16 protein-coding genes are annotated in these 23,472 nt (G+C 73.3%); 11 read left to right on the top strand and 5 right to left on the bottom strand.

Features of this window, described 5'->3' with window-relative positions:
* Window positions 1-139: 139 nt before the first annotated feature.
* Window positions 140-2,125: a S9 family peptidase gene (locus tag ACZ6RT_RS26865; protein WP_470156911.1), complete on the bottom strand. Its 1,986-nt coding sequence runs from the start codon at window positions 2,123-2,125 to the stop codon at window positions 140-142.
* A 129-nt stretch (window positions 2,126-2,254) separates the two neighbouring features.
* Here ACZ6RT_RS26865 and ACZ6RT_RS26860 point away from each other — a divergent pair, with 129 nt between their 5' ends.
* Window positions 2,255-3,217 carry a ferrochelatase gene (locus ACZ6RT_RS26860; protein WP_470156910.1) on the top strand — a complete coding sequence of 321 codons (963 nt, stop codon included), beginning with the start codon at window positions 2,255-2,257 and terminating at the stop codon, window positions 3,215-3,217.
* A 32-nt stretch (window positions 3,218-3,249) separates the two neighbouring features.
* Here ACZ6RT_RS26860 and ACZ6RT_RS26855 read toward each other — a convergent pair whose 3' ends face one another.
* Complete coding sequence (locus tag ACZ6RT_RS26855) at window positions 3,250-4,515, bottom strand: lytic transglycosylase domain-containing protein (RefSeq protein WP_470156909.1); 1,266 nt, start codon at window positions 4,513-4,515, stop codon at window positions 3,250-3,252.
* A 236-nt stretch (window positions 4,516-4,751) separates the two neighbouring features.
* Here ACZ6RT_RS26855 and ACZ6RT_RS26850 point away from each other — a divergent pair, with 236 nt between their 5' ends.
* Window positions 4,752-6,080, top strand: coding sequence for a D-arabinono-1,4-lactone oxidase (locus tag ACZ6RT_RS26850; RefSeq protein ID WP_470156907.1), 1,329 nt, complete (start codon window positions 4,752-4,754; stop codon window positions 6,078-6,080).
* A 644-nt stretch (window positions 6,081-6,724) separates the two neighbouring features.
* Window positions 6,725-8,830: a septation protein SepH gene (gene sepH / locus ACZ6RT_RS26845; protein WP_470156905.1), complete on the top strand. Its 2,106-nt coding sequence runs from the start codon at window positions 6,725-6,727 to the stop codon at window positions 8,828-8,830.
* Window positions 8,831-8,943: 113 nt separating this feature from the next.
* Here sepH and ACZ6RT_RS26840 read toward each other — a convergent pair whose 3' ends face one another.
* Window positions 8,944-10,899 carry a PH domain-containing protein gene (locus tag ACZ6RT_RS26840; RefSeq protein WP_470156903.1) on the bottom strand — a complete coding sequence of 652 codons (1,956 nt, stop codon included), beginning with the start codon at window positions 10,897-10,899 and terminating at the stop codon, window positions 8,944-8,946.
* A complete protein-coding gene (locus ACZ6RT_RS26835) occupies window positions 10,896-11,504 on the bottom strand; it encodes a PH domain-containing protein (RefSeq protein WP_399186780.1) in 609 nt (202 codons plus the stop codon). The genes ACZ6RT_RS26840 and ACZ6RT_RS26835 overlap by 4 nt, the downstream gene beginning before the upstream one ends.
* A 270-nt stretch (window positions 11,505-11,774) precedes the next feature.
* Here ACZ6RT_RS26835 and ACZ6RT_RS26830 point away from each other — a divergent pair, with 270 nt between their 5' ends.
* Together ACZ6RT_RS26830 and ACZ6RT_RS26825 are read left to right on the top strand one after the other, a co-directional pair.
* Window positions 11,775-12,743, top strand: a complete 969-nt coding sequence (locus tag ACZ6RT_RS26830; protein WP_470156901.1) for an ATP-binding cassette domain-containing protein — start codon at window positions 11,775-11,777, stop codon at window positions 12,741-12,743.
* The gene (locus tag ACZ6RT_RS26825; RefSeq protein WP_344901371.1) at window positions 12,740-13,549 is read left to right on the top strand and encodes an ABC transporter permease; all 810 of its coding nucleotides are present in this window, start codon (window positions 12,740-12,742) and stop codon (window positions 13,547-13,549) included. Before ACZ6RT_RS26830 ends, ACZ6RT_RS26825 begins: the two co-directional genes overlap by 4 nt.
* A 78-nt stretch (window positions 13,550-13,627) precedes the next feature.
* Here the strand turns inward: ACZ6RT_RS26825 and ACZ6RT_RS26820 are convergent, their stop codons facing one another.
* Complete coding sequence (locus ACZ6RT_RS26820; protein WP_470156899.1) at window positions 13,628-13,756, bottom strand: hypothetical protein; 129 nt, start codon at window positions 13,754-13,756, stop codon at window positions 13,628-13,630.
* Window positions 13,757-13,982: 226 nt separating this feature from the next.
* Here ACZ6RT_RS26820 and ACZ6RT_RS26815 point away from each other — a divergent pair, with 226 nt between their 5' ends.
* The 6 genes from ACZ6RT_RS26815 (at window position 13,983) to ACZ6RT_RS26790 (ending at window position 23,369) form a co-directional block, all read left to right on the top strand.
* Window positions 13,983-17,306, top strand: coding sequence for an SNF2-related protein (locus tag ACZ6RT_RS26815; protein WP_470156897.1), 3,324 nt, complete (start codon window positions 13,983-13,985; stop codon window positions 17,304-17,306).
* A 97-nt stretch (window positions 17,307-17,403) separates the two neighbouring features.
* Entirely contained in the window at window positions 17,404-17,694 is a 291-nt protein-coding gene (locus ACZ6RT_RS26810) for a hypothetical protein (RefSeq protein WP_470156895.1), read from the top strand.
* A gap of 211 nt (window positions 17,695-17,905) precedes the next feature.
* Window positions 17,906-18,472 (top strand): YbhB/YbcL family Raf kinase inhibitor-like protein, encoded by a 567-nt coding sequence (locus ACZ6RT_RS26805; RefSeq protein ID WP_399186784.1) that lies wholly within the window; start codon window positions 17,906-17,908, stop codon window positions 18,470-18,472.
* 183 nt (window positions 18,473-18,655) lie between these two features.
* Window positions 18,656-20,239, top strand: coding sequence for a hypothetical protein (locus ACZ6RT_RS26800; RefSeq protein WP_470156893.1), 1,584 nt, complete (start codon window positions 18,656-18,658; stop codon window positions 20,237-20,239).
* Between the two features lie 73 nt (window positions 20,240-20,312).
* Window positions 20,313-22,562, top strand: coding sequence for a SulP family inorganic anion transporter (locus ACZ6RT_RS26795; protein WP_470156891.1), 2,250 nt, complete (start codon window positions 20,313-20,315; stop codon window positions 22,560-22,562).
* A gap of 42 nt (window positions 22,563-22,604) precedes the next feature.
* Window positions 22,605-23,369, top strand: a complete 765-nt coding sequence (locus ACZ6RT_RS26790) for a class I SAM-dependent methyltransferase (RefSeq protein WP_399186787.1) — start codon at window positions 22,605-22,607, stop codon at window positions 23,367-23,369.
* The last annotated feature ends 103 nt before the right edge of the window (window positions 23,370-23,472 follow it).

The raw sequence follows: 23,472 nt of genomic DNA, 5'->3' as shown, positions 1-23,472 counted from the left end.
CCCCACCCACCCCCCCTCCCCCTCCCTCTCCTCCCACGTCCGTCTTCCGGGCGTCCCCCCCCCCCCCCCCCCCCCCCCCCCCCCCCGGGACACCCGCCCCGCGGATCACCATCGTCCCACCCGATCCGAGGGGCGAGGCTCACGAGAGCGACTCCGGCCGTTTCCACTCGCGGCCCAGGACGTGCTGACCCAGGAACGCCAGGACGGTCTCGTACCAGACGATGGCGTTGCCCGGCTTGAGCACCCAGTGGTTCTCGTCGGGGAAGTAGAGGAACTTCGACTCCACCTCCGAGCGCCTCAGGTCCCACCACAGGCGCAGGGCCTCGCCGATGGGCACCCGGTAGTCCCTGTCGCCGTGCACGACGAGCATGGGGGTGGTGATGTTCTCCAGGGACAGGTGCGGGGAGAGCCTGGTGTACAGCTCGCCGCCCGGGGCGCCGAACTCCCGCTGCCAGTACATGGACGCGTCCGTGGTGCCGGCGAACTGGTCGAGGTTCCACAGCGAGGCGTGGGTGACGATGGCCCTGAACCTGTCGGTGTGCCCGGCCAGCCAGTTGGCCATGTAGCCGCCGAAGGAACCGCCCATGGCGCCGGTCCTGGTGGCGTCGACCTCGGGCCGCTCCAGCGCGGCGTCGGTGATCGCCATCAGGTCGGCGTGGGTCCGCGGGCCCCAGTCGGCCCAGCCGCGCCGGATCATCTCCGGCCCGTACCCGGTGGACAGGCACGGGTCGGGCAGCAGCACCGCGTACCCGTGCGCGGCCATGATCCACGGGTTCCAGCGCCAGGACCAGTCGTTCCAGCTGGCCAGCGGGCCGCCGTGGATCCAGAGCAGCATCGGGGCCGGGTCCTCGCCCGAGGCCCCCTCGGGCAGCACCAGCCAGGCCCTGATCTCCGCGCCGTCGTCGGCGGTCGCGGTGACCTCGGTGAGGGTGCCGGGCGTCTCCGGCCGCGGGGCGGGAGAGGCCAGCGTCCCGATCGTGCCGTCCGCGGTGATCCTGACCGGGGCGGCGGGCGCGTCCACGGAGCTCCGCAGCGCGTAGACGGCGCCGTCGGGCGCGACGTTGAGCGAGGAGTACGCGGCGTCGTCGGGGGTGAGCCGTTCCGGCGCGGAGCCGTCGGCCGCGACCCGGAAGACCGGCCTCCGTCCCCGGTGGTCGGCGGTGACGAACAGGGAGCGGGAGTCGGGGGCCCAGACGAGGTCGCCCGGCCAGAGCGCCCCCGCGGCCGGGCGCCCCTCGCCGGTGGCCAGGTCGACGATCCACAGGACGGTCTCGGGGATGCGGTCGACGGTGGCGTGGTTGCTGCGGACGCACGCGACCATACGGCCGTCGGGGGAGATCCTGACCGGGCCCTCGAAGTCGTGGCCGTCCTGCCCGGCCACGACCCGCCGGGAACCGTCCGCGGTCGTGGAGATCGCGACCAGCTCCGACCGGCGCTCGCCGTGCGGCAGGGGCACGCTCCAGGTGGTCACCACGGTGGAGCCGTCCGGCGTCACCGCGTAGGAGGCCTCGTCGGTCAGGGCCCGGCCCGGCTGCGGGGTGAGGTCCCTGACCTCGGTCAGCCGCTCGCCGTCCCCCAGGGTGCCCGCGAACAGCCGGGTCTCGCCGGGCCCCAGGTCGTGGTCCCAGTAGCGCACCGGGTAGTCCTCGTGCAGGACCGCGCTGATCCCGCCCTCCTTGCGCGCCTTGCGCCGCCCGGCCTCGTCGGCCTCGTCGCCGGGGAGCACGTCGGAGCCGAAGACCACGGTCCGCCCGCCGGTGGCGAACCCGGTCACGCCGCCCGGCCTGGAGGCGATCTGCCGGGCCTCGCCGCCGCCCGCCGGCAGCGCCCAGAGGGCCGGGACCTCCTCGTCCGCGTCCTTGACCGTGGGGTCGGGCCGGCGGGAGCCGAAGAGCAGGTCACCGGCTCCGGTGAACTCCGCCCCGGCCTCGCCCTTGACCGACCGGGTCAGCCTGCGCGGTGCGCCGTCGCCCAGGGGGATCTCCCACAGCGAGGTTCCGTACGACTTCCCGTCGGGGTTGAGCGCCTGGACCACGCCCGCCAGGCGCGTGCCGTCGGGGGAGAGCCGCAGGGACACCAGCCGCGGTACACCGACATAGTCATGAATGTCATTGAATGGAGTCACGGATTCGAACCTACCCGGCGATCGTTCTTCAACCTCGGATCTCCGGCATGCATCCGCCGGGCCCCGGGTGACGAACTACCCATGGTGAGCATGCGAGAGGACAGCCCGGCATGCGGTTTGATGAATGCCATGGGGAATTACGACGCACTTCTCGTCGTCTCGTTCGGGGGACCGGAGAAACCGGACGACGTGATGCCGTTCCTGGAGAACGTGGTGCGGGGCCGCGGCGTCCCGCGCGAGCGGCTGCTGGAGGTCGAGGAGCACTACCAGCGCCTCGGCGGCGCCAGCCCGATCAACGACCAGTGCCGCGACCTGATCGAGGCCGTGCGGCCCACCGTCGATCTGCCGATCTACTGGGGCAACCGCAACTGGCACCCGTTCCTGGAGGACACGGTCCGCCGGATGGCCGACGACGGTGTGCGCAGGGCCGCGGCCTTCGTCACCTCGGCCTACGGCTCCTACTCGGCCTGCCGTCAGTACCGCGACGACATCGCACGTGCCCGGGCCGCGGTGGAGGGGGCGCCGGAGATCGTCAAGCTCCGTCACTACTTCGACCACCCCGGGTTCCTGGCGGCGATGACCGACCACGCCCGTCAGGCGCTGGACCGCCTCCCGGCCGGGGTGCGCGAGGGCGCGCGGCTGGTCTTCACCGCGCACAGCATCCCGGTCTCGATGGCCGAGACGGCCGGGCCCGAGGGCGGGCTGTACGAGGCGCAGCTGCGCCGGGCGGCCGAGCTGATCACCGACGCGGTGGGCGGGGACCGGGCGTGGGACCTGGTCTGGCAGAGCCGCAGCGGCGCGCCGCACATCCCGTGGCTGGAGCCCGACGTCTGCGACCACCTGGAGAAGATCGACGCCCCGGCGGTGGTGCTGGTGCCGATCGGTTTCGTCTCCGACCACATGGAGGTCGTCTACGACCTCGACGTGGAGGCCGCAGAGACGGCGGAGCGGATCGGCCTGCCGCTGGTGCGGGCGGCCACGGCGGGCGTCCACCCGAGGTTCGTCTCGATGGTCGGCGAGCTGATCGCCGAGCCGGAGCCCCTGGCCTGCCCGGCCACCTGCTGCCCGGCGCCCCGGCGCCGTCCCGGCTGACCTGCGAGAGGACTCCGCGCCCGGGCGGCCTCTCAGGGGTACGCGGCCGCGTACCCCCGGGAGACGGCCATCACCTTGGCCACGTAGGACCAGGAGTGGTTGTAGAACCAGATTGCCTTCTCCAGCTTCTTGCCGCCCTGGCCGGCCCCGTTGGCGCACAGGTAGTTGGCCGCCGAGGGGACCGCGTCGTAGGGGCTCCAGATGTCGGCCACGCCGTCCCCGTCGCCGTCCACCCCGTAGGCCTTCCAGGTGGCGGGCATGAACTGCATCGGGCCCTGCGCGCCCGCCGACGACGGGCCGTTGTTGCGCCCGTGCGAGCTCTCCACCTGCCCGATCGCGGCCAGGACCGTCCAGGAGAGCCCCGGGCAGACCCCGGCCGACCTCCGGTAGAGCTCCAGGTAGCTCGTAGGCCTGCCGACCGCGACCCGCCTGGCCTTCTCGCCGGTCGCGGCCGGGCCCGCGCCCGTGTCGTCGCGGGTGGACCCGGTCCCGCCGTCGGTGCTCGCGGCCTTCTCACCACCGGCCTTGCGGGCGGTCGCGGCACCGGTCGCGCGGCCGACGGCGACCACCTGGGAGCCGGGGCCCAGCAGCCTGCCCACCCGCTTCCTGAGCAGGGCGGTGGCCTTCTGCGGTCCGTGCACGAGCATCGCCACTCCCGGCAGCAGGCCCAGGCGGCGACCGGTCTCCTCGGCCACGATGCCGTCCACGCCGGGCAGCCCGAAGGACGCCGCGGCCGCGGCGCGCAGCCGGGGACCGCCGTCCACCTGGTAGTGCGAGCCCAGGACCAGGCCGAGGCGGCGTGCCGCCGAGCTGTCGGCGACCAGGTCCCCGGCCGCGAGGGCGCTCCAGAGCGCGGGCTGGGCGGCGACGCCGTCGGGGGTCCAGGCCCGGAAGCGGGCGGGGTCCACCGCGATGAGGTTGAGTCCCACCCCGGCCACCTTGACCACTCCCCCGTCGAAGACGTCGATCTTGCGGACGTACCTGAGCCGGGAGATGCCGGCCCGGGTCCGCTCGGTCAGCGTCGAGCGGGAGACGACCATCAGCCGGGGCGGGGTGGGGACGACCTCGGAGGCGGGCTCGGAGGCGGGCTCGGTCCTCGGCTCCGCGGCCGGGGTGGAGGGGGCGGCGGTGGCGATCGGCTCGATCGCCGCCAGGTCCCGGACACCGGCCTCGGCGGCGTTGGGGGCCGGGGGGACACCGGGGACGATCAGCAGGAGCAGGACCGCGCCGAGAGCGACGAGAGCGGTCAGGATCACCATCGCAGGGACGAAGAACCGCAACCCGGAAAGACGTGACACTGCGCTCACACTAGTTCCCGCGCGCCGCCGGAGAGACCGTTGCCGGGAAAATCACCCGCCGGCCCGGGGTCCCGTCCGGCCGCGTCCCCCTGTCGTCCACGGTCAATCGTGAGTACTCTTCATATTCGCTGACGGAGCCGGTGGACCGGCGACGACCCGCGTGCCGCGGGCGGGTCGTCTCGCGTCCGGGAGCCCCGCGCCCCGGGCCCGGCCAGACCCGCGGGGCAGGAGCGAGCATGCCCGAGACCTTCCGCAACTGGGCCCGCAACCAGTCCGCCACCCCCGCGGAGATCCGCACCCCCGCCGACGCCGCGGAGGTCTCGCGAGCCGTCCGCGACGCCGCGGCGGCGGGCCGCCGGGTGCGGATGATCGGCAGCGGGCACTCGTTCACCGGGGTGGCCCTGACCGACGGCCTGCTGCTGCGCCCCGGCGCGCTGACCGGGATCCACGCCGTCGGGGACGGCCGGGTGACGGCCGGGGCGGGCACCACGATCCGCGCGCTCAACGCGGAGCTGCACCGTCACGGCCTGGCCCTGGCCAACATGGGCGACATCGACGCCCAGACCGTGGCCGGGGCCGTCCAGACCGGCACCCACGGTACCGGGCGGGACGTCGGCGGCCTGGCCGACCAGGTGCTGGCCCTGGAGCTGGTGCTGGCCGACGGGGAGGTCGTCACGGTCCGCGCCGACGGCGACGGCGTGATCCGGGGGGTGGCCGAGCGGGACCTGTTCGACGCGGCCAGGGTGGGCCTGGGCGCGCTCGGCGTGGTGACCTCGGTGACGTTCCGGACCGAGCCGTCCTTCCTGCTGCGCAGCACCCGCGAGCCGAGGACGCTGACCTCGATCCTCGCCTCGCTGGAGGAACTGGCCGACGGCAACGAGCACCTGGACTTCTTCTGGCTGCCGCACACCGACACCTGCCTGACCAAGCGCAACAACCGCAGCCTCGGACCGGCCCGGCCACCGGGCGCGCTGAAGTACTGGCTCGACAACCACCTCATGGAGAACACCCTGTTCGGCGCGCTCTGCGGGATCGGCGCACGCTTCCCCGGCGCCATCCCCCGGCTCAACGCCCTCTCGGCCGCGGCACTGTCGGCCTCCACCCACACCGACGCCTCGCACCGGGTCTTCGCCAGCGTGCGGGACGTGCGCTTCCTGGAGATGGAGTACGCCATCGCGTACGAGGACCTCGGCCGGGCCCTCGCCGAGGTCCGCGACCTGCTGGCACGGCGCGACTGGAAGATCAGTTTCCCGGTCGAGGTGCGGGTCTCCCCGGCCTCGGACGCCTGGCTGTCCACCGCCTACGGCAGGCGGTCGGCCTACATCGCCTGCCACGTCTACCGGCCGACGCCCAACCCCGCCTACTTCGAGGGCGTCGAGGAGATCATGACGGCGCTGGGGGGACGGCCGCACTGGGGCAAGCTGCACACCCGCGACGCCGCCTACCTCGCCACGGTCTACCCCCGCTTCGCCGACTTCCTGGCGGTACGGGACGCCCTGGACCCGGCGGGCACGTTCGCCAACGACCATCTCGACACCGTCCTGGGACGGGTCCCGGCGGCGTAGCGGGGCCGGGGTCCGGACCCGGCCTCGGCCCCGGCGGACCGGTGCTCGCGCCCGAGGTGGACCGGTGCTCGTGCCCGGGGCGGACCGGCCCCTCCCACAAGGTCTCGGTAAAGGGCGGCGCAAAGGCTCGCTCGAAGAACGACGCGTCCGCGTGTCCGTCGTTGCCCCGGCCCGCGCGGGGGGCAGATTCGCAGGGGCCCGCGCCACTCGACCCCGAGGGAGTCCGCTGGAGATGATCCTCTCCCGCCGCCCATGCCCGCCCTCTCCCCGCCCATGCCCGCCGTCCCCGTCACGGTCCGTCGTCACGGAGCGCGACGACGGGCCCTGCCGCGACGCCGCGACCGCGTCCCGTCCCGCCCGGATCGGCGGACCGGCATCACGGCCGTCTCCCGGTTATTGGCGGAAGTCCGCAGCGGTTCCCGGAGTTATCCGTGAGAATCCCTGCAGGACCCCGAAGTCGCTGCTCCAGACAGGTGCCCTGTAATCAGATGAATGGAGCAAATGTGACCGGCGTCACATCGCTGCGAGCCCCATCCAGGAAGGCGATGTTCGGACATGCCGGGTACGGTGCTGGCAGGCAACCGGCACACGCGAGAGACTCAAGGGTCCGGGGGAAGATTGAGCACGACGACGAAGGGACTCGCATGCAGGAGCTCCGACTCGTCGCGGTGAGTGAGGACGGGACCTATCTCGTGCTGGCGACGGCCGGCCGGGGTACCCGGTTCACGCTGCCCGTCGACGACCGGCTCCGTGCGGCCGTCCGCGGCAACTTCTCCCGTCTCGGCCAGTACGAGATCGAAGTGGAGAGTCCGTTGCGCCCCAAGGAGATCCAGGCCCGGATCCGTGCCGGCGAGACCGCGGAGGAGATCGCCAACACGGCGGGCATCCCGGTCGAGCGCGTGCGATGGTTCGAGGGTCCCGTGCTCCAGGAACGTGAGTACATGGCACAGCAGGCGCAGCGCTGCGCCGTGCGCCTGCCCGGCGACTCCGCTCCCGGTCCCACCCTCGGCGACCTGGTCGTCGAGCGGCTGACCCGCCGCGGCGTCCCCGCCGACGAGATCGAGTGGGACTCCGCCAAGCGGGACGACAACATGTGGCGCATCAAGCTCGGCTTCGTGTGGAACGGTCACACGCGCAACGCCGAGTGGATCTTCGACCCGCGCCGGCGCCACATCACGCCCCACGACGACGAGGCCCTGCGGCTCTCCAGCGGGGACGACGCCGATCCGGTCGAGGACAGCACGGTCACGCCGTTCGTGCCGCGCGTGGCCAAGCTCGCCCCGGTGCCGTCGCTGGCGTCGGAGTCGCTGCACCAGCCACCGGTGGCCTTCCCCTCGGTCCTGCGGCACGAGCCGCAGGCCCCGGCCCGGCCCGCCTACGCCCAGGTCGAGCCCCCGACGGCGCCGACGGCGCCGGCGACCCCGGCGCCGGCCCCCGCCACGCCGCCCGCGGCCTACCAGCAGCCGCCCATGCCCCCGCTCCCGGCCGGTTACGAGGCGCCGAGGGTCTCGGTGCCGCCGCTGCGCGCCCCCGACACCGCCGGTCAGCCTCCGGACAGGACCGCGGAGCACGCCTCCGCCGCCGCCCAGGGCACCGACGCCGTCACCCAGGTGCGGCCCCCGGAGCCGGTGCTGCCCGAGCCGGTCGCCCCGCCCGAGCCCGCTCCGTACGAGCCGGCCGTGTACGGGCCGCCCGCGTCCCCGGAGCCGGACCTCACGCCGCCCGTTTCCCCACCGTTCGTTCCCCAGGCCGCCGTGACGGCGGCCGAGCCGTCTGTGGCCGCGCCGTCCGTGGCCGGGCCCTCCCCGGCCGCGCCGCCCGTGGCCGCACCGCCCGCGGCCGGCTCGCCCGGACCGTCACCGGTGGCCGGGCCGTCCACGGCGTCGCCCGTGACCGGTCCGCCCGCGGCGGCCACCCCGCGGGACGTCGTCGCGCCCGCCCGGCCTCCCGTGGCCGAGGCGCCCGCCGCGCCGGAGACGGTACCGGCTCCGGCCGTCACGCCGGAGCCCGCGACCCGTCCGGTGACGGAGGCCCCGAAGCAGGCGGAGACGCCGGGACGGGAGGAGGCTCCGAAGCGGGAGGAGACCGTCCGAGGCCCGGAGGTCGCCGGGGACGCCAAGGCCACCGGGGGCGCCGACGACGCGCCCTCCCCCGCGGTGACCCCGGCGGAACAGGCCGCCCCCTCCGAGCCTCCCGCGTCCGAGCCTGCCGCGTCCGAGACCGCCGTGTCCGCGCCCGCCGGGGAGCGTCCCGGCACGTCCGGGGCCACCGCGTCCACCGCGTCCACCGGGCCCTCCGCGTCCGGCTCTCCCGCGCCTCCCGCGTCCGAGCCCGTCACGCCCGAACCCGTCACGCCCGGACCTGTCGCATCCGGACCTGTCGCATCCGAACCTGTCGTGTCCGAACCTGTCGTGTCCGAACCCGCCGCGGAACGTCCCGCCACCACGGAGGACTCCCCCGCACCGGCCGGACCGGCCGTCCAGGAGGGGCCGATCGCCGTACCCGCGGCACGCGTCAGTGTGGACGAGCCGGCCAGGACCGACCCGGAGACACCGGAGGCGGACCCCGCGGGAACCCAGGAGACCAAGGCCGACAAGCCCGCCGCGGAGAAGCCCGTGGAGCCGCCCAAGCCCGCGGAGCCACCGAAGCCTGCCCCGGCACCGGCACGACCGGCCAAGAAGTCCCGGGGACGGCGCGCCTCGGTGCCCACCTGGGACGAGATCATGTTCGGCGCCCGGCGCCAGGACTGACGCGTCGCGCGAGAGGGGGTGGCCGGGGTCCGGTCACCCCCTCTCGCGTACACCGGCCGTTCCGGGGACCGCCGGACGGCGGCGGGAGCGGCGTGGACGGTCGGCACGGACGGTCAGCGCGGTCCGGACGCCCCGGTCCGCTCGGCGGGCGACGGCGTACCGGGAGCGAGGAACGGGGTGATCCAGGCGGGGGTGACCTCGGCGGCGAAGGCGGGACCCTCGGCCTCCCCGACGTCGATGGCGGCATAGCCGCCGCTGCCGGCTCCCACGCCCGCGGTCACGGTCAGCAGGCCGACGCGGCGCTGGAACCAGGTCTGGCTCAGGGTCCAGCCGACCACGGCCCGCTCCTCGATCACCGCCTGGGAACGGCGCAGCGACCCCGATCTGACCGACAGCCGGGTACCGTCGTAGGTGTGGCCGAGGGAGCGGTAGCGGTCGAGGCCGAGCGGGACGCCCAGCACCGTGAGGATCAGCGCTGGCACCGCGAGCACCCACCAGAACCCGGACCAGAGCACGGCGGCCGTCACCGCGCAGGCGGCGATCACCAGCCAGGGGAAGATCGCCCGGAACAGCCTGCGCCTGCGCGCCGCGACCGGGTGCGGCCGCAGGTCGGTGGTGATCGAGCCGATGGCCTCGCCCACCACGTCGAGCACGATGTCCTTCGGTGCCACCGGCAGCAGCTGTCCCCGGGTCTCCGAGTCGCCGAGGCCGGTCACGATCGCCCACGCGCGGGCGAGTCCGGCGCCGCGCTCGGCCGGCCCCTGGACGAACTCGAACCCTCGCACCCTGCGCCGTTCCAGCGACACGCTCCGGCGCGTGATCAGGCCGCGGCCGGCGACCAGGTACCCCTCTCTGGCGCGGAGGCTGAAGTCCCAGTTGAACACCGCGTACATGATCACCCCGACCACCGGCATGGCCAGGACGAGCAGGACCAGGGCCGCGATGAGCAGGGGCGGATGCTCCCAGAGCCACTCCCCCGCGCCGACCACGACCCGCCTGTCGACCCCGAACTCGGTACCCCACTGGAACGCCAGGCCCACGGCACCGGCCACCAGCGCGAAGGGGGTCAGCAGGTAGGAGCCGGAGAGCGGTCCGTAGACGAGCCATTTGCGGGGCAGGACGAAGAAGACCCGTTCCGGGGTGGTGTCCCCCACCTCGTGATGGACCGTCCCGGCCCCGGCGGACGTTCCCGGCCCCGCGGGCACGTCGGCCGTGAGCGCCTCCGCACCCGCCTGGCCGGTCGCCTGGACCGTCCCGCGCGCCTGGGCGCGTCTCGCCGTCCGGGCGCGCGCGTGCCAGAGCAGCACGGCCTTGAGGCGTTCCCCCTCCTCGACGGTCACCCCGTCGAGCTCGCCCTCCTGCTTGTCCTCGCCGCCCGCGCCGGTGTCGATCCGCAGGACGGAGATGCCGAGCAGGCGGTGCAGCGGCGGGGCGCTGACGTCGACACCGCGGATCCGCTCCAGCGGGATGGTCCGCACCGACCTGCTGATCAGCGACCGGGTGAGCTCCAGACGATCGCCCACGATCTGGTACGTGAAGGTCGCCCAGCGCACGGCCGCGAACGCGACGGAGCCGACGACGCCCAGCGCCGCCCACACGAACGACCCCGGCGAGAACCCGCCGATGAACAGCACTCCGGCCAGCGGCAACAGGAGCGAGGGCAGCATCCGGATGGGGTCGGTCAGCAGCACCTTCGGGCTGAGCCGCAACGGCGCGCCGGTCGGCGGTTCCAGGTTCTCCGTCTCCGGCCCCCCGGGCCCCTGCGGCCCTTGCGGGAGGCCGCCGGGCCCGGGTGCCGGAGCGAAGGCGGCCCCGGGGGGCGGGGCGGCGAGCCCGTGGCCCGCGGTGACGGCCGGGCCGGAGGACACGACCGGGGGGCGACCAGCGGTGACGTCCGGAGCGGGGTGCTCGGCCGGTGAGCGGTCAGCGGGCGCGTCCGGGCCGGGACGTTCGGCCGGGGGACGATCGGCGGGGGCGTCCGGGCCGGAACTCTCGGCCGGGGGACGGCCGGCGGGCGCGTCCGGGCCTGGCTGCCGGATCGGGGGACGGTCGGCGTCGGATCCGGTCACGTCGCGTCGTCCCTGAGCTCTTCCGCACGGCGGGCGAGCCCTTCGGCCAGTTCGGCGGCGACCGCGTAGTCGAGGCCCTTGATCGTGGACGAGCCCGCGTGCGAGGCGGTGCGGATCTCCACCGTGGCCAGGCCCAGCATGCGTTCGATCCAGCCCTGCGCCTTGTCGACCGTCTGGATCCTGCTGACCGGGACGAACACCCACTCCCTGCTGATCCAGCCGGAACGCGCGTAGACCACGTCCTGGCTGAACTCCCACCGGTGCACGGCGTACCGCCAGAAGGGCTCGATGAACAGCCCGGGGATCAGCAGCACCACGATCACCCCCGGCAGCCACCAGATGTTGTCGAGCACCCAGGCGGGCAGCCATGACCAGCGATCCCCGTCGATCCACCGGGCGAGCAGGTACGAGCCGACGGCCAGCACGACGGACCAGAACAACCCCTCCAGCAGCCACATGGCGATGGCCTTGCGCGAGACGGGATTGGCGGGATCCCGCAGGGAGAAACGGTCACGTCCGGGGCCGCCCCGGCGGCGCTCGACCGAACGCTCGGACGCCCGCGCCTCTTGCGAGGCGGTGCTGTGCTCATCGGCTCGGTCACTCACGCTGCCAGCCTAAACGGTCTTGTCCCGGTGGACGGCCCGGCCGGGTCCCGGACGACGGCCGCTGGAACGGTCCCGGAACCACGGACGCCGCGCCCGTCCGAGCGCCTCGCCTCCCGTCTCCCCGCAGGGCGGGCGGAACCGGGCGTGAACAGGCCGGGGACGGATCGGGGCCAGGGCGCGAACAGGGCAAGGGCGAACGAACCGAAGGCCGGAAAATGTCGGTGGGACGGTACATGCTGTGAGGTCCATCACGACGGAAGGGCTCAGACGATGACATATGCCATACAGGCCGAAGGCCTGGTGAAACACTACGGGGCGACCCGCGCCCTGGACGGGGTGGACATCCTCGTGCCCCCGGGGCGATTGCTGGGCGTGCTGGGGCCCAACGGGGCCGGCAAGACGACCGCGGTGCGCATCCTGGCGACGCTGCTCCGCCCCGACGCGGGCACCGCCACCGTCGGCGGGTACGACGTGACGCGCCAGGCCCACCAGGTGCGCTCGATGATCGGCCTGACCGGCCAGTACGCCGCCGTCGACGAGATGCTCACCGGCTTCGAGAACCTGATGATGATCGGCCGCCTGCTGGGCATGCCCCGTGCCGACTCCCGGGCCCGCGCGAGCGAGCTGCTCAGGCGTTTCGACCTCTCCGACGCCGGCGGTCGGGCCACCAAGACCTACTCCGGCGGCATGCGGCGGCGTCTCGACCTGGCCGCGAGCCTGGTCGGGCGGCCGCAGGTGCTCTTCCTCGACGAGCCCACCACCGGCCTCGACCCGCGCAGCCGCACCGAGCTGTGGAGCGTGGTGCGCGGCCTGATGGCCGACGGCGTCACCGTGCTGCTCACCACGCAGTACCTGGAGGAGGCCGACCAGCTCGCCGACGACATCATCGTCTTCGACCACGGCAAGGTCATCGCCTCCGGAACCTCCGACGAGCTCAAGGCCACCACCGGCGCCCAGGTCCTCGAGGTGCGCCCGTTGCGGCCCGAGCACCTGCCGCTGGTGGGGCAGGTGCTGACCGACGTGCTGGGCGAGGCGCCCGACCTCAGCGGGGGCAGGGCGACCGCGTCGGTGCACGACCCGGCCGCCGTCCCGGTGATCGTGCGGCGCCTGGACGACCAGGGGGTCGTCGCGTCCGAGCTCGCGCTGCGCAAGTCCAGCCTGGACGAGGTCTTCCTCTCCATCACCGGTCACCGGCCCGAGGACGAGGACACCACCGAGAAGGAACAGGCCTTCGCATGACCACGCTGACGACGACCATCCCGCAGGTGGCCGCCAAGCGCGTCACCCCGCTGGCCACCCTGCAGCAGACCATGACGCTGGCCTGGCGCAGCCTGGTCCAGATCAAGCACAACCCGTGGGAACTGCTGGACCTGAGCATCCAGCCCATCATGTTCCTGCTGCTGTTCACCTACGTCTTCGGCGGTGCCATCTCCGGTTCCACCGGCGACTACCTTCAGTTCGCCCTGCCCGGCCTGCTCGTGCAGAACGCCCTGTTCTACACGCTGTCCACCGCGATCGGCCTCAACACCGACATCACCAAGGGCGTCTTCGACCGGCTGCGCAGCCTGCCCATCGCCCGCACCGCGCCGCTGTCCGGCCGGATCATCGCCGACACCGTCAAGCAGGTGTGGGCCTTCGCCCTGCTGATCGGTTTCGGCATGGTGCTGGGGTTCCGGGTCACCACCAGCGTCTTCGGCCTGCTGGGCGCTCTCGCCCTGCTGGTCGTGGTCGCCCTGGCCATGTCCTGGATGGCGGTGCTGATCGGGCTGAAGGCCTCCAACCCGGAGAAGGTGCAGATGATCAGCTTCTCCACCATGATGCCGCTGACCTTCACCAGCAGCGCGCTGGTGCCCTCGGACACGTTCCCCTCCTGGCTGAAGACCTGGTCGGACATCAACCCGGTCACGCACCTGGCCGACGCCATCCGCGGTCTGCTGATCGGCGGTGACGTCGGCAGCGCCACGCTCTTCTCGCTGCTGTGGGCCGTCGCGTTCGCCGTGGTGTTCGCTCCCTTGGCGATCCGGGCCTTCCGCAGCCACGTCTAGTCTGTTCGCGGGCGGAGCGGGGGCCGGACCCGTCCATCACAGGCGATTCTGAAGCAGGGGTGGTCACGTGCTCGTGGTTCACGGGGTGTGGGTGGACGGGTCGCTCGGGATCTGGGCGGAGGACACCTCCCGGGCGCCGGCGTCCACCTCCCGCGCCCTGCTCCGGGGGCACCCGTTCGCCGCGTCCACGACCGTGCTCGCCGCCACCGTGAACCTGATTCTGGGCGATTCCTCACAAGAATCCCCAGATGGGACGCTAAGCGAAGTTTCCGGTGGGGTCCTCCCCGGTGCCCCGGAGACACCCCGCGAGGGCGGGACGACCCCTCACGGGGCCTCCCCTGCCGTCCCGGGTTCCTCCCCCGCCCCGGCCGTCCCGGTCGCCTCAGCGATCACCGGCGGCGGGGGCGACGGGCTCGTCGCGGGGTTCACGGGCATGGCGGGCGCCGTCGAGGAGCGGGAGCTGACCGTCCTGCTCCCCGGTTCGGCCTCGGGTCCGCTCCCCTCCCCGGAGTCCGGCCTGTCGAGCAGGGCGCGGAAACCGAAGATCTCCCCCTGGCGGATCCCCGCTCTGCTGTTCCAGCCGGCCGACGCGCTCCGGCTGCTCGGCTCGCTACCGGCCCTCGCCTCGGGAAGCGCCTCCTCCCTCCCCTCCGGGGACGAGAACGACGCCGACGACCCGGTCTGGGAGCCCGCCCTCTCGCTCCGGTATCTCGCCGTGGTGGCCGAGCACGCGCGGGACCTGGTCCGGCGCGGCCGGGTGCTGCCGCAGCTCGTCATGGAGGGCGACGTGCACGCCGCCCGATGGCGGCCGGTGCTCACCGGCACCGACCGGTCCGCCCTGCCCGACCTGGCCGCCGCGATGCCGCCGGTCTGCAGGGCGGTCGCGCACGAGAGGTCGTCGGCGCAGGTGCTGGGCGAGCTGCTGGACGGCCTGACCGACGGCGCGGTACGGCTGTCGCTGCCCGGCCGCCTGATCCTCGGTTCCCGTCCCGGACTCAGGACGGCCCTGCCCGACCGCTGGCTGTACGCGCTGACCGGCGACGACGCCCTGCTCCCCGGTGCGAGACCGGCCGAGGCCGTGGCGCTCGGCGAGGCCCTGACCGGCTGGCTCGACTCCGCGCACGAGCTGGAGGGCCCGGTGCGGGTCTGCTTCCGGCTGATCGAGCCCGCCGAGGACGAGGATTCCTGGCATGTCGAGTTCGGCCTCGCTCCGGCGAGCGAGACGAGCATCCCGAACGACACGGGCAATACGGGCGACACCGGCGACACCGGCGACACCGGCGACGCGAGCGACGCGGACACCTCGGCCAACGGAGCCGACGAGACCGGCGAGCCCGCCGAAACCGTCAAGAGCGGCCAGAGCGGTGGTTCCCCGGCGTCCGGTGGCGTTCGCGAAGCCCCCAAGACCGGCCGGGCCGGTGGGTCCGGCGAAGGACGCGACGGGCGTGGCCCCGCCCGCCACCTGTCGGCCGAGCGCATCCGGGCCGGGGAGCGGGCGCCCTGGCTCCCCGAACGACCCGAGGAGGTGCTCCGTACCGGCCTCACCCGGGCCGTGCGACTCCACCCCGATCTGCACACCGCGCTGCGTGCCCCCCTGCCGACCGGTCTGACGGTCGAGACCGCATGGGCGTTCTCGTTCCTCCGTCACGGCGCGCCCATGCTCCGGGCGGCGGGGTACGGTGTGCGGCTACCCGCCTGGGCCGGTCGCCAGGGGCTGGGGCTCAAGCTCACCACCCGTCCCCTCACCGACGGCCACCGGCTCGCCGACGGGCACGACGGATCCGGGCACGACGGGTCCGGCCCCGTGAAGCACGGATCCCGTGGCACGGGATCCGGCCGTGCGGGATCCGGGTATGCGGGATCCGGTCTCGACGACCGGGTGAGCGTCCGGTTGGACGTCACCATCGGCGACCACACGATCGGTGCCGAGGAGCTGGCCGAGCTCGCCGCGCTCCGCGTCCCCCTGGTACGGGTCAGGGGACGCTGGGTGGAACTGGACGACCTGCAGATCAAGGCCGCGCTGAAGGTGGTCGAGCGGCACGGCGGGGAACGGACCATCGGCGAGGTGATCCGGGAGGTCGTGGAGGGCGGTGACGAGGAGCTGCCGCTGGTCGCCGTGGACGCCCATGGCCTGCTGGGCGACCTGCTCTCCGGCGAGGCCGACCGCCGCCTCACACCCGTCCCCACCCCGCGCACCCTGCGGGGGGAGCTGCGCCCGTACCAGGAACGCGGCCTGTCGTGGCTGAGCTTCCTGTCCGGGCTCGGCCTCGGCGGCATCCTCGCCGACGACATGGGACTGGGCAAGACCGTCTCGACCCTCTCCCTCCTGCTCTCCGAACGCGAGGGCGTCCGGCCGGGCGAGAGCGAACACCCCGGTAGGGGCCAAGGGCCCGGTGGGAACGAACACCCCGGCGAGAGCACCGCCCTCGGGAAGAGCGCACCGCCGAGCGGGAGCGGACGGCCCGGTGGGGACGGGGTGCCCGGGCCGACGCTGCTGGTCTGTCCCATGTCGCTGATCGGCAACTGGCAGAAGGAGGCGTCCCGCTTCGCCCCCTCGCTCCGCGTGTACGTCCACCACGGTGGCGCGCGTCGGCGTGACGAGGAGCTGGCCGCCGCGGTGCGCGAGGCAGACCTGGTCCTCACCACGTACGGCACCGCGCTGCGGGACCTGGGCGCGCTCGCGGCGCTCCGGTGGGAGCGGGTGGTCTGCGACGAGGCGCAGGCGATCAAGAACAGCTCGGCCCGGCAGTCCAGGGCGGTGCGGTCCATTCCCGCCCGTACCCGGCTGGCGCTGACCGGCACACCGGTGGAGAACCACCTCTCGGAGCTCTGGTCCATCATGGAGTTCTGTAATCCCGGGCTGCTCGGCCCTGCCAGGCGGTTCAGGACGCGCTACCAGGAACCGATCGAGACGCGGCGCGACCCCGACGCCGTCTCGGCGCTGAGACGGGCGACCGGCCCGTTCGTGCTCCGGCGGCTCAAGACCGACCGCTCCATCATCACCGACCTGCCGGAGAAGCAGGAGATGAAGGTCTGGTGCACGCTCACCCCGGAGCAGGCCGAGCTGTACCGGGCGGTGGCCGGGGAGATGCTGGGGAGGATCGACGGCTCCAGCGGCATCGAGCGGCGCGGCAACGTCCTGGCCGCCATGACCCGGTTGAAGCAGATCTGCAACCACCCCGTCCAGCTCCTGCGGGACGGGTCCGGGCTGGCGGGCCGCTCGGGCAAGCTGGCCCGGCTGGAGGAACTGGCCGAGGAGATCGTCGAGGAGGGCGACAAGGCGCTGGTCTTCACCCAGTACGCCGAGTTCGGCACCCTTCTCCAGCCCTACCTGGCCGCCCACCTCGACCGGCCGGTGCTCTGGCTGCACGGCGGGCTGTCCAAGAAGCGGCGCGACGCGCTGGTGGAGCGGTTCCAGACCGACGACGAGCCGATGCTGTTCCTGCTCTCGCTGAAGGCGGCCGGAACCGGGCTCAACCTGACCGCCGCGGCCCATGTCGTGCACGTGGACCGGTGGTGGAACCCGGCCGTGGAGGACCAGGCGACCGACCGGGCCTTCCGGATCGGCCAGACCCGGAACGTGCAGGTGAGGAAGTTCATCTGCCTCGACACGCTGGAGGAGCGGATCGACGAGATGATCGAACGCAAGAAGACCCTCGCCCAGAGCGTGGTGGGCACCGGCGAGGACTGGATCGCCGACCTGTCCACCGAACGGTTGCGCGAGCTGTTCCGGCTCGGCCCCCGGGCGGTGAGCTGAGATGGGCACTCCGGGGTCCGGCGAGACGAGCGTTCCCAGGGCGGGTGACGTGCCCGCTCGCGGGTCCGGCGATACGGGCGTCCCCGAGCCGGGTGACGTGCGCGCTCCCGAGACCGGCGATACGGGCGTGCCCGAGCCGGGTGACGTGCGCGCTCCCGAGACCGGCGGTGCGGGCGTGCCCGAGCCGGGTGACGTGTCCTTCGACGAGCGGGTCGGGGACTTCTACTCCCCCGGCGTCCCGCTGAGCCGGGTGCGGCCACGACCGCGCGCCACCGCGGTCCCCGCGGACCTGCTGCTGCGGATCCTGGAACCCCCGGCGGTCAAGGTACGGCACATCCCCCTGGTGGACCTGCTCAGAAAGCCCTACCGGGAACTGGGCGGGGACTGACCGACCCGGAGCAGCGGACGCCGGCGACCGGCCATGGGCCGCCGGCGTCCGGTCGCCGGACAGGCCGGGAACACGGGACGACGAAATTCGTTGCGACGTTCACTCCCACCCCTTCTGTCCCTTGATTTCGTCTGTTTTCACAGCTTTTCTTCAGCGCGGAACCTCGCGATCCGGTCTGCGCATCTTCCAGACCCGCGTAGCATCATCGGGCATGGGGCAGCCGAACACGTCTACGCGTCGCCCGCGGCACACCTCCACGGTGGCGGTGGTCGCGGCACTCGCCGTCTCGTCATCGGGGTGCGGGCTGGCGAGCGGCATGGCCTCCTCGGAGCGGTTGCAGCTGGAACCGATCAGCGTCTCCAGCCCTCGGGTCAGGGACGGCGGCCCCCTGCCGTCCGACTACTCGTGTGACGGTTCGGCCGGTAACCCTCCGCTACGTTGGTCACGCGTTCCTGAGGGTACGGGGTCCGTCGCGATCGTCGTGGACAACAACTCCCGGACAGGTGGCGAGGTGAACTGGGTCGTGTTCGACATCGATCCGCGCACCAACGAGCTTCCGGAGGGTAGCGTGCCCACGGGGGCCGTCGAGGGGAGCACGACGAACGGCAGGGTGGGCTACAACCCACCGTGCGGAGCCCAGGAGAACTATCGTTTCACCGTCTACGCGCTGAAGGACCGGGTCCGTCTCCGCAAGGGGGCGCCGCTCAACGAGACCCTGAAGAGCATCGCGGACAAGACGATCGCCTGGGGACGGCTCACCACGGTTCACGTCGAGTGACCGGCCGAACACCGAAGGTAGTAATGGTTACCAATTCTTCACTTAGGGTGTGACAACGCTCATAGTGGTCCGACACAATCAGATCCAATGTCCGAGCGCAGGTGATGCAGGGGGGCAGGTCGCGTCGATGGCCGCGCGATCTCACCGGCGCCGCTGTAAGGCCATGGCCTTGAGGGTGGTGCAATGATCGCGGTCGTAGTAAGCCTGGTCGCCGTCGTGCTCCTCGTGCTCGTCGTCGTGGCACTGGGAATGCGGTCGATGAACCGCAGGGAGAGCGCACTCCCCGCGGAACGTCTGCGGGAGATGGCGGAGAAGGAGGCGCTGGCGCCGACCACGTCCAGCGACGACTTCGCCACCAGAGAACCGAAGATGAACCATTTCACCCCCGACCTCACCCCGTTCGACGAGCCGAAGCCCCCGCGCCAGCCGCGGCCGCCGAGCTCCCGCGGCAAGCGCGGTCTGAACGAGTTCGGCCAGGTGGACGACTACGACGACGACTACTGGACGCGGCTGCAGGCCGACGAGGGCGGTTTCGGGGGATCCCTGGCCGCCCGGATGGGCGCGAGCCGTCCCGTCGAGCCGGACGACCGCAAGGTCGACGCCGAGGCCACGACCGTGCAGGCGCCCCTGCCGACCAGGCCCGTGTCCCGTGACGCCTCGCAGCGTCCCGCCGCCTCGCCGCCGCGGCCTGCCGCGGAACCGGCCATCGCCTCCGCCTCCCTGCCCTCCGGCCTGTCCGACCTGGTGGCCCCGGTCCAGCCGAATCCGGCCCCCACGGCGGCCTCGCTCGCCGAGCAGAAGACCGTGACCTTCGCGGCGCCGGTCGCGGGCTCCTTCGGTGAGAACCGTCCCTCGCGGGCGAGTTCCCGCCGGGCCGGCAACCGCGCCGCCTCGCAGCAGGCGGCCCAGTCCGCGTCGAGCGCTCCCGCCCGCAGGCCCGACCCGCTGAACGACCCGCTCGTCGGCGGCTCCTACCCTTCCCGTCGCGGCGCGACCGCCCCCGCCGGCGGTGCCGGCTCCCGGGCCGGCGGCCCGGCCTCTCCCGCGGGCACCCGGCCGGGACACGGCGGCCCGCTCGCCCCGATGCCCCCCATGGGTCCCACGACCAGCGGCGGTTTCCCCGTCACCTCCGCGGCCGACCCGCTCGGCGTGTCCTACGGAGGCGCGTCGCAGCCGTCGCAGCACCGCCCGCAGCCGCAGCCCTCCAAGAACGACGTGACGGACAACCCGTGGGCGCAGGCCACCACCCCCTCCTCGGGCGGCTGGCCGGCGGCGAACACCGCCGACATCCTCGACGACGCGGCCCCGCCCTACTCCTCGTACCAGACCCCGGTGTACGGCGCTCCGGCCTCGGGCTCGTACGAGGTGAACTCGGGCTGGGCCACCATCGACGACGACGCCGTCACCGGCCCGAATCCTGCGGTGCCCGCCTCGGCCGGGCCCTCCCGCGGCGGCTACTCGCCGACCCCGGCCCCGTCCCGTCCGGCCGACCCGCGGGGCGGGTCCCGTCCGGCCGAGCCGCGGGGCGGCACGCAGGGGGGGTACGGCTACGAGTCCAGGCCGGCCACTCCCGCCACCCCGGCCGCCTGGCCGGAGCCCGGCACCCCGCCCGGAAGCGACGGCGCGAGCTGGCCGAGCTACGGCGAGCTCTACGGGACGGCGGCCCCCGAGACCACGCCGGGCGGCCGTACCGAGGAGCGGGCCAGGCCCGGTTCGCGGGGTCACCACCGCGTCCAGGAGCCCGACTACCCCGACTACTACCGCTGATTCTCTCCGTCCTGCGTAAAAGGCTCGGGTAAAACCCCGGGGCGAGAGGGTGCGGACCCGTAGGGTCGGCCCCATGGCGACGGACACGAAGAGTGACGAGAAGTTGACGGCGGGTGGTCTCGCCTCCGTGCTGAGGCATGACCTGCCCGCTTCCGTGGTGGTCTTTCTGGTCGCTATGCCCCTCTGCCTGGGCATAGCGGTCGCCTCGGGGGCGCCGCTGGCCGCCGGGCTCATCGCCGGGGTGGTGGGCGGCGTGGTGGCCGGCCTCCTCGGGGGCTCCGTCGTCCAGGTGAGCGGGCCCGCCGCCGGCCTCTCCCTGGTGGTCGCCGACCTCGTCATGAGGTACGGCTGGCGGGCCACCTGCATGATCACCCTGCTCGCCGGGGCCCTGCAGCTGCTGCTGGGCCTCTGCCGGGTCGCGCGTTCCGCGCTGGCCGTCTCCCCCGCCGTGGTCCACGGCATGCTCGCCGGGGTGGGCGTGGTGATCGCCCTCGCCCAGCTGCACGTGGTGCTCGGTGGCAGTCCCCAGCGTTCGGCGGTGGAGAACCTGGTCGAGCTGCCCCACCAGATCATCCACAACCACACGCACGCGGTCTTCGTCGGCGTGCTGACCATCGCGGTCCTCATCGCCTGGACCCGCCTGCCCCAGCGGGTGCGGAGCCTTCCCGCCCCGCTGGCGGCGCTGCTCGTCGCCTCGGTGACCGCCTGGGCGGCCGGCTGGCAGGTCACCCGGATCGACCTGTCCGTCAGCCTGGACTCCTGGGTCGGGCCGGTCTGGCCGAGCGGCGACTGGCACGGGATCGTCGCGGCGGTGCTGCTGGTGGCGTTGCTGGCCGGGGTGGAGTCGCTGCTCTGCTCGGTGGCCGTGGACAAGCTGCACCGGGGCAGGCGCTCGGACCTGGACAGGGAGCTGACCGGCCAGGGCGTGGCCAACATGATCACCGGTGCGCTGGGCGGCCTGCCGGTGGCGGGGGTCATCGTCCGCAGCACCACCAACGTCCGGGCCGGGGCCCGCAGCCGGTGGTCCACGGTCATGCACGGTTTCTGGCTCCTGCTGTTCGCCCTGGGGTTCGGCTGGATGATCGCCCTGATCCCGATGGAGGCGCTGGCCGCGCTGCTGGTCTTCATCGGCGTGCAGATGGTCAACATGGGGCACCTGCGCAACCTGCGCGGCCACAACGAGGTCCCGGTGTACGTGGTCACCATGGGCGGGGTGGTGCTGCTCGGCCTGGCCGAGGGCGTCCTGGTCGGACTGGGGCTGGCCGCGCTGCTCGCGCTGCGCCGGCTCACCCGGGTGACCGTGCGGGCCACGGCCGAGCCGGACGGCCGCTGGCACGTGGTGATCGGCGGGTCGCTGACCTTCCTGGGGGTTCCCACGCTCACCTCGGAGCTGCGGGCCATCCCGGCGGGGGTGACGGTCGACCTGGACCTGAACATCGACTTCATGGACAACGCGGCGTTCGAGGCCATCCACGACTGGCGCCAGGAGTACGAGCGCGGCGGCGGGACCGTGAACATCGACGAGATCCACGACGAGTGGTACGCCATGGCGGCCAGCGGCGTGCGGATGTTCCCTGCCAAGACCCCGCCCCGGGCGCCGGACCGCTGGTGGCTGCCCTGGTCCCACCGCCGGCGCGGACGCCGGGTGGCGCCCTCGCCGCTGACCACCCGGCGCCCGGACCGCGACGACAGTCCCGCCGTACCGGACCTGCTGGCCGGGGCCCGGGAGTTCCACCGGCTCACGGCCCCCTTGGTCCGTCCCCTGCTGCACACGATGGCCCGCACCCAGGAGCCGTCGCATCTCTTCATCACCTGCGCGGACTCGCGCATCGTGCCGAACCTGATCACCGCGAGCGGCCCGGGAGACCTGTTCACGGTCCGCAACGTCGGCAACCTGGTGCCCCGGCTGGGGTCGGAGCCGGAGGACGACTCGGTGGCCGCGGCGATCGAGTACGCCACGGAGGTGCTCAACGTCCGTACCATCACGGTCTGCGGGCATTCGGGGTGCGGGGCGATGGCCGCGTTGCTGAGCGGCGGGGAGAAGGTCACGGGTCAGCCCGCGCTCTCCCGCTGGATGCGCCACGGAAACCACACGCTGGCGCGGTTCATCGCCGGTGACAGCGCGGGCGAGGACCACGGGCCGCTGGACCGTCTCTGCCGGGTCAACGTCATCCAGCAGCTGGAGAACCTGCGCACCTACCCGCAGGTGGACCGGCTGTTCCGCAGCGGGGACCTGGAGCTGGTCGGCCTGTACTTCGACATCGGCACCGCCCGGGTGCACCTGCTGGAGCAGCACCCCCAGGTCGCGAGCGGCCCGGCCTGAACTCCGGGCACGGGCGGCGCGTCCCGTGTCAGGATGATCGGCATGACCGGTCGCGCACTGAGCTTCGGGGAGATCGCGGAAGCGTACGAACGGTTCCGGCCCGGGTATCCCGAGGAGCTCTTCCACACGGTGGCGGCGTACGCGGCCCGGCCGATCCGGACCGCCCTGGAGATCGGCGCCGGGACGGGCAAGGCGACCCGCCTGTTCGCCCGGCCGGGGATCACGGTCACCGCGACCGACCCCGACGAGGCCATGCTCGCCGAGCTGCGCAGGCACCTGCCGGCCGTCAGGACCGTGCGGGCCGCGTTCGAGGACCTGCGGCCGGACGAGAGGCACGGGCTGGTCTACGCGGCGGCGGCGCTGCACTGGACCGACCCGCAGGACCGGTGGTCACGCGTGGCGGCGCTCCTGGAACCGGACGGGGTGTTCGCCTCGTTCGGCGGGCCGATCCAGCCCGCCGATCCGGCCGTGCGGGAGGCCGTTCGCGCGGCGCGGGCACCGTTCCTGGAGAGCGACGACATCCCGTCCCCCGACGGGACGCCTCCGGAGCACGACATGCAGTGGCCGGGTACGGAGCTCCGGCGCTCCGGGCGGTTCACCGACGTCCGGCAGTGCGTGCTCGAACGGCGCCTGACGATGACGGCTCACGACTACGTCGGACATCTCTCGACCGTCTCGGCCTACCTCATGGTGCCGGCCGCGGAGCGGAGGCAGGTGTTCGACCGGATCACGCGGGTCCTGCCCGCGACGGTCGAGATCACCGCCGACGTCACCGTCCATCTCGCGCGCCGGTGCTCCGAGCGGTAGCGGGCGTCACGGGGAGCGGCCCGCTCCCGCCGTGCGCCGGTGGCCCCCGCGGGATCCGCTCTGAGCGGACGGCTTGCGCCCCGGGTGAAAGTCCATGGCCTTC

This window comes from Streptosporangium sp. NPDC050148 (assembly GCF_055586505.1).
The sequence above is the reverse complement of the archived record's forward strand: the minus strand, read 5'-3'. Positions and strand labels throughout refer to the sequence as shown.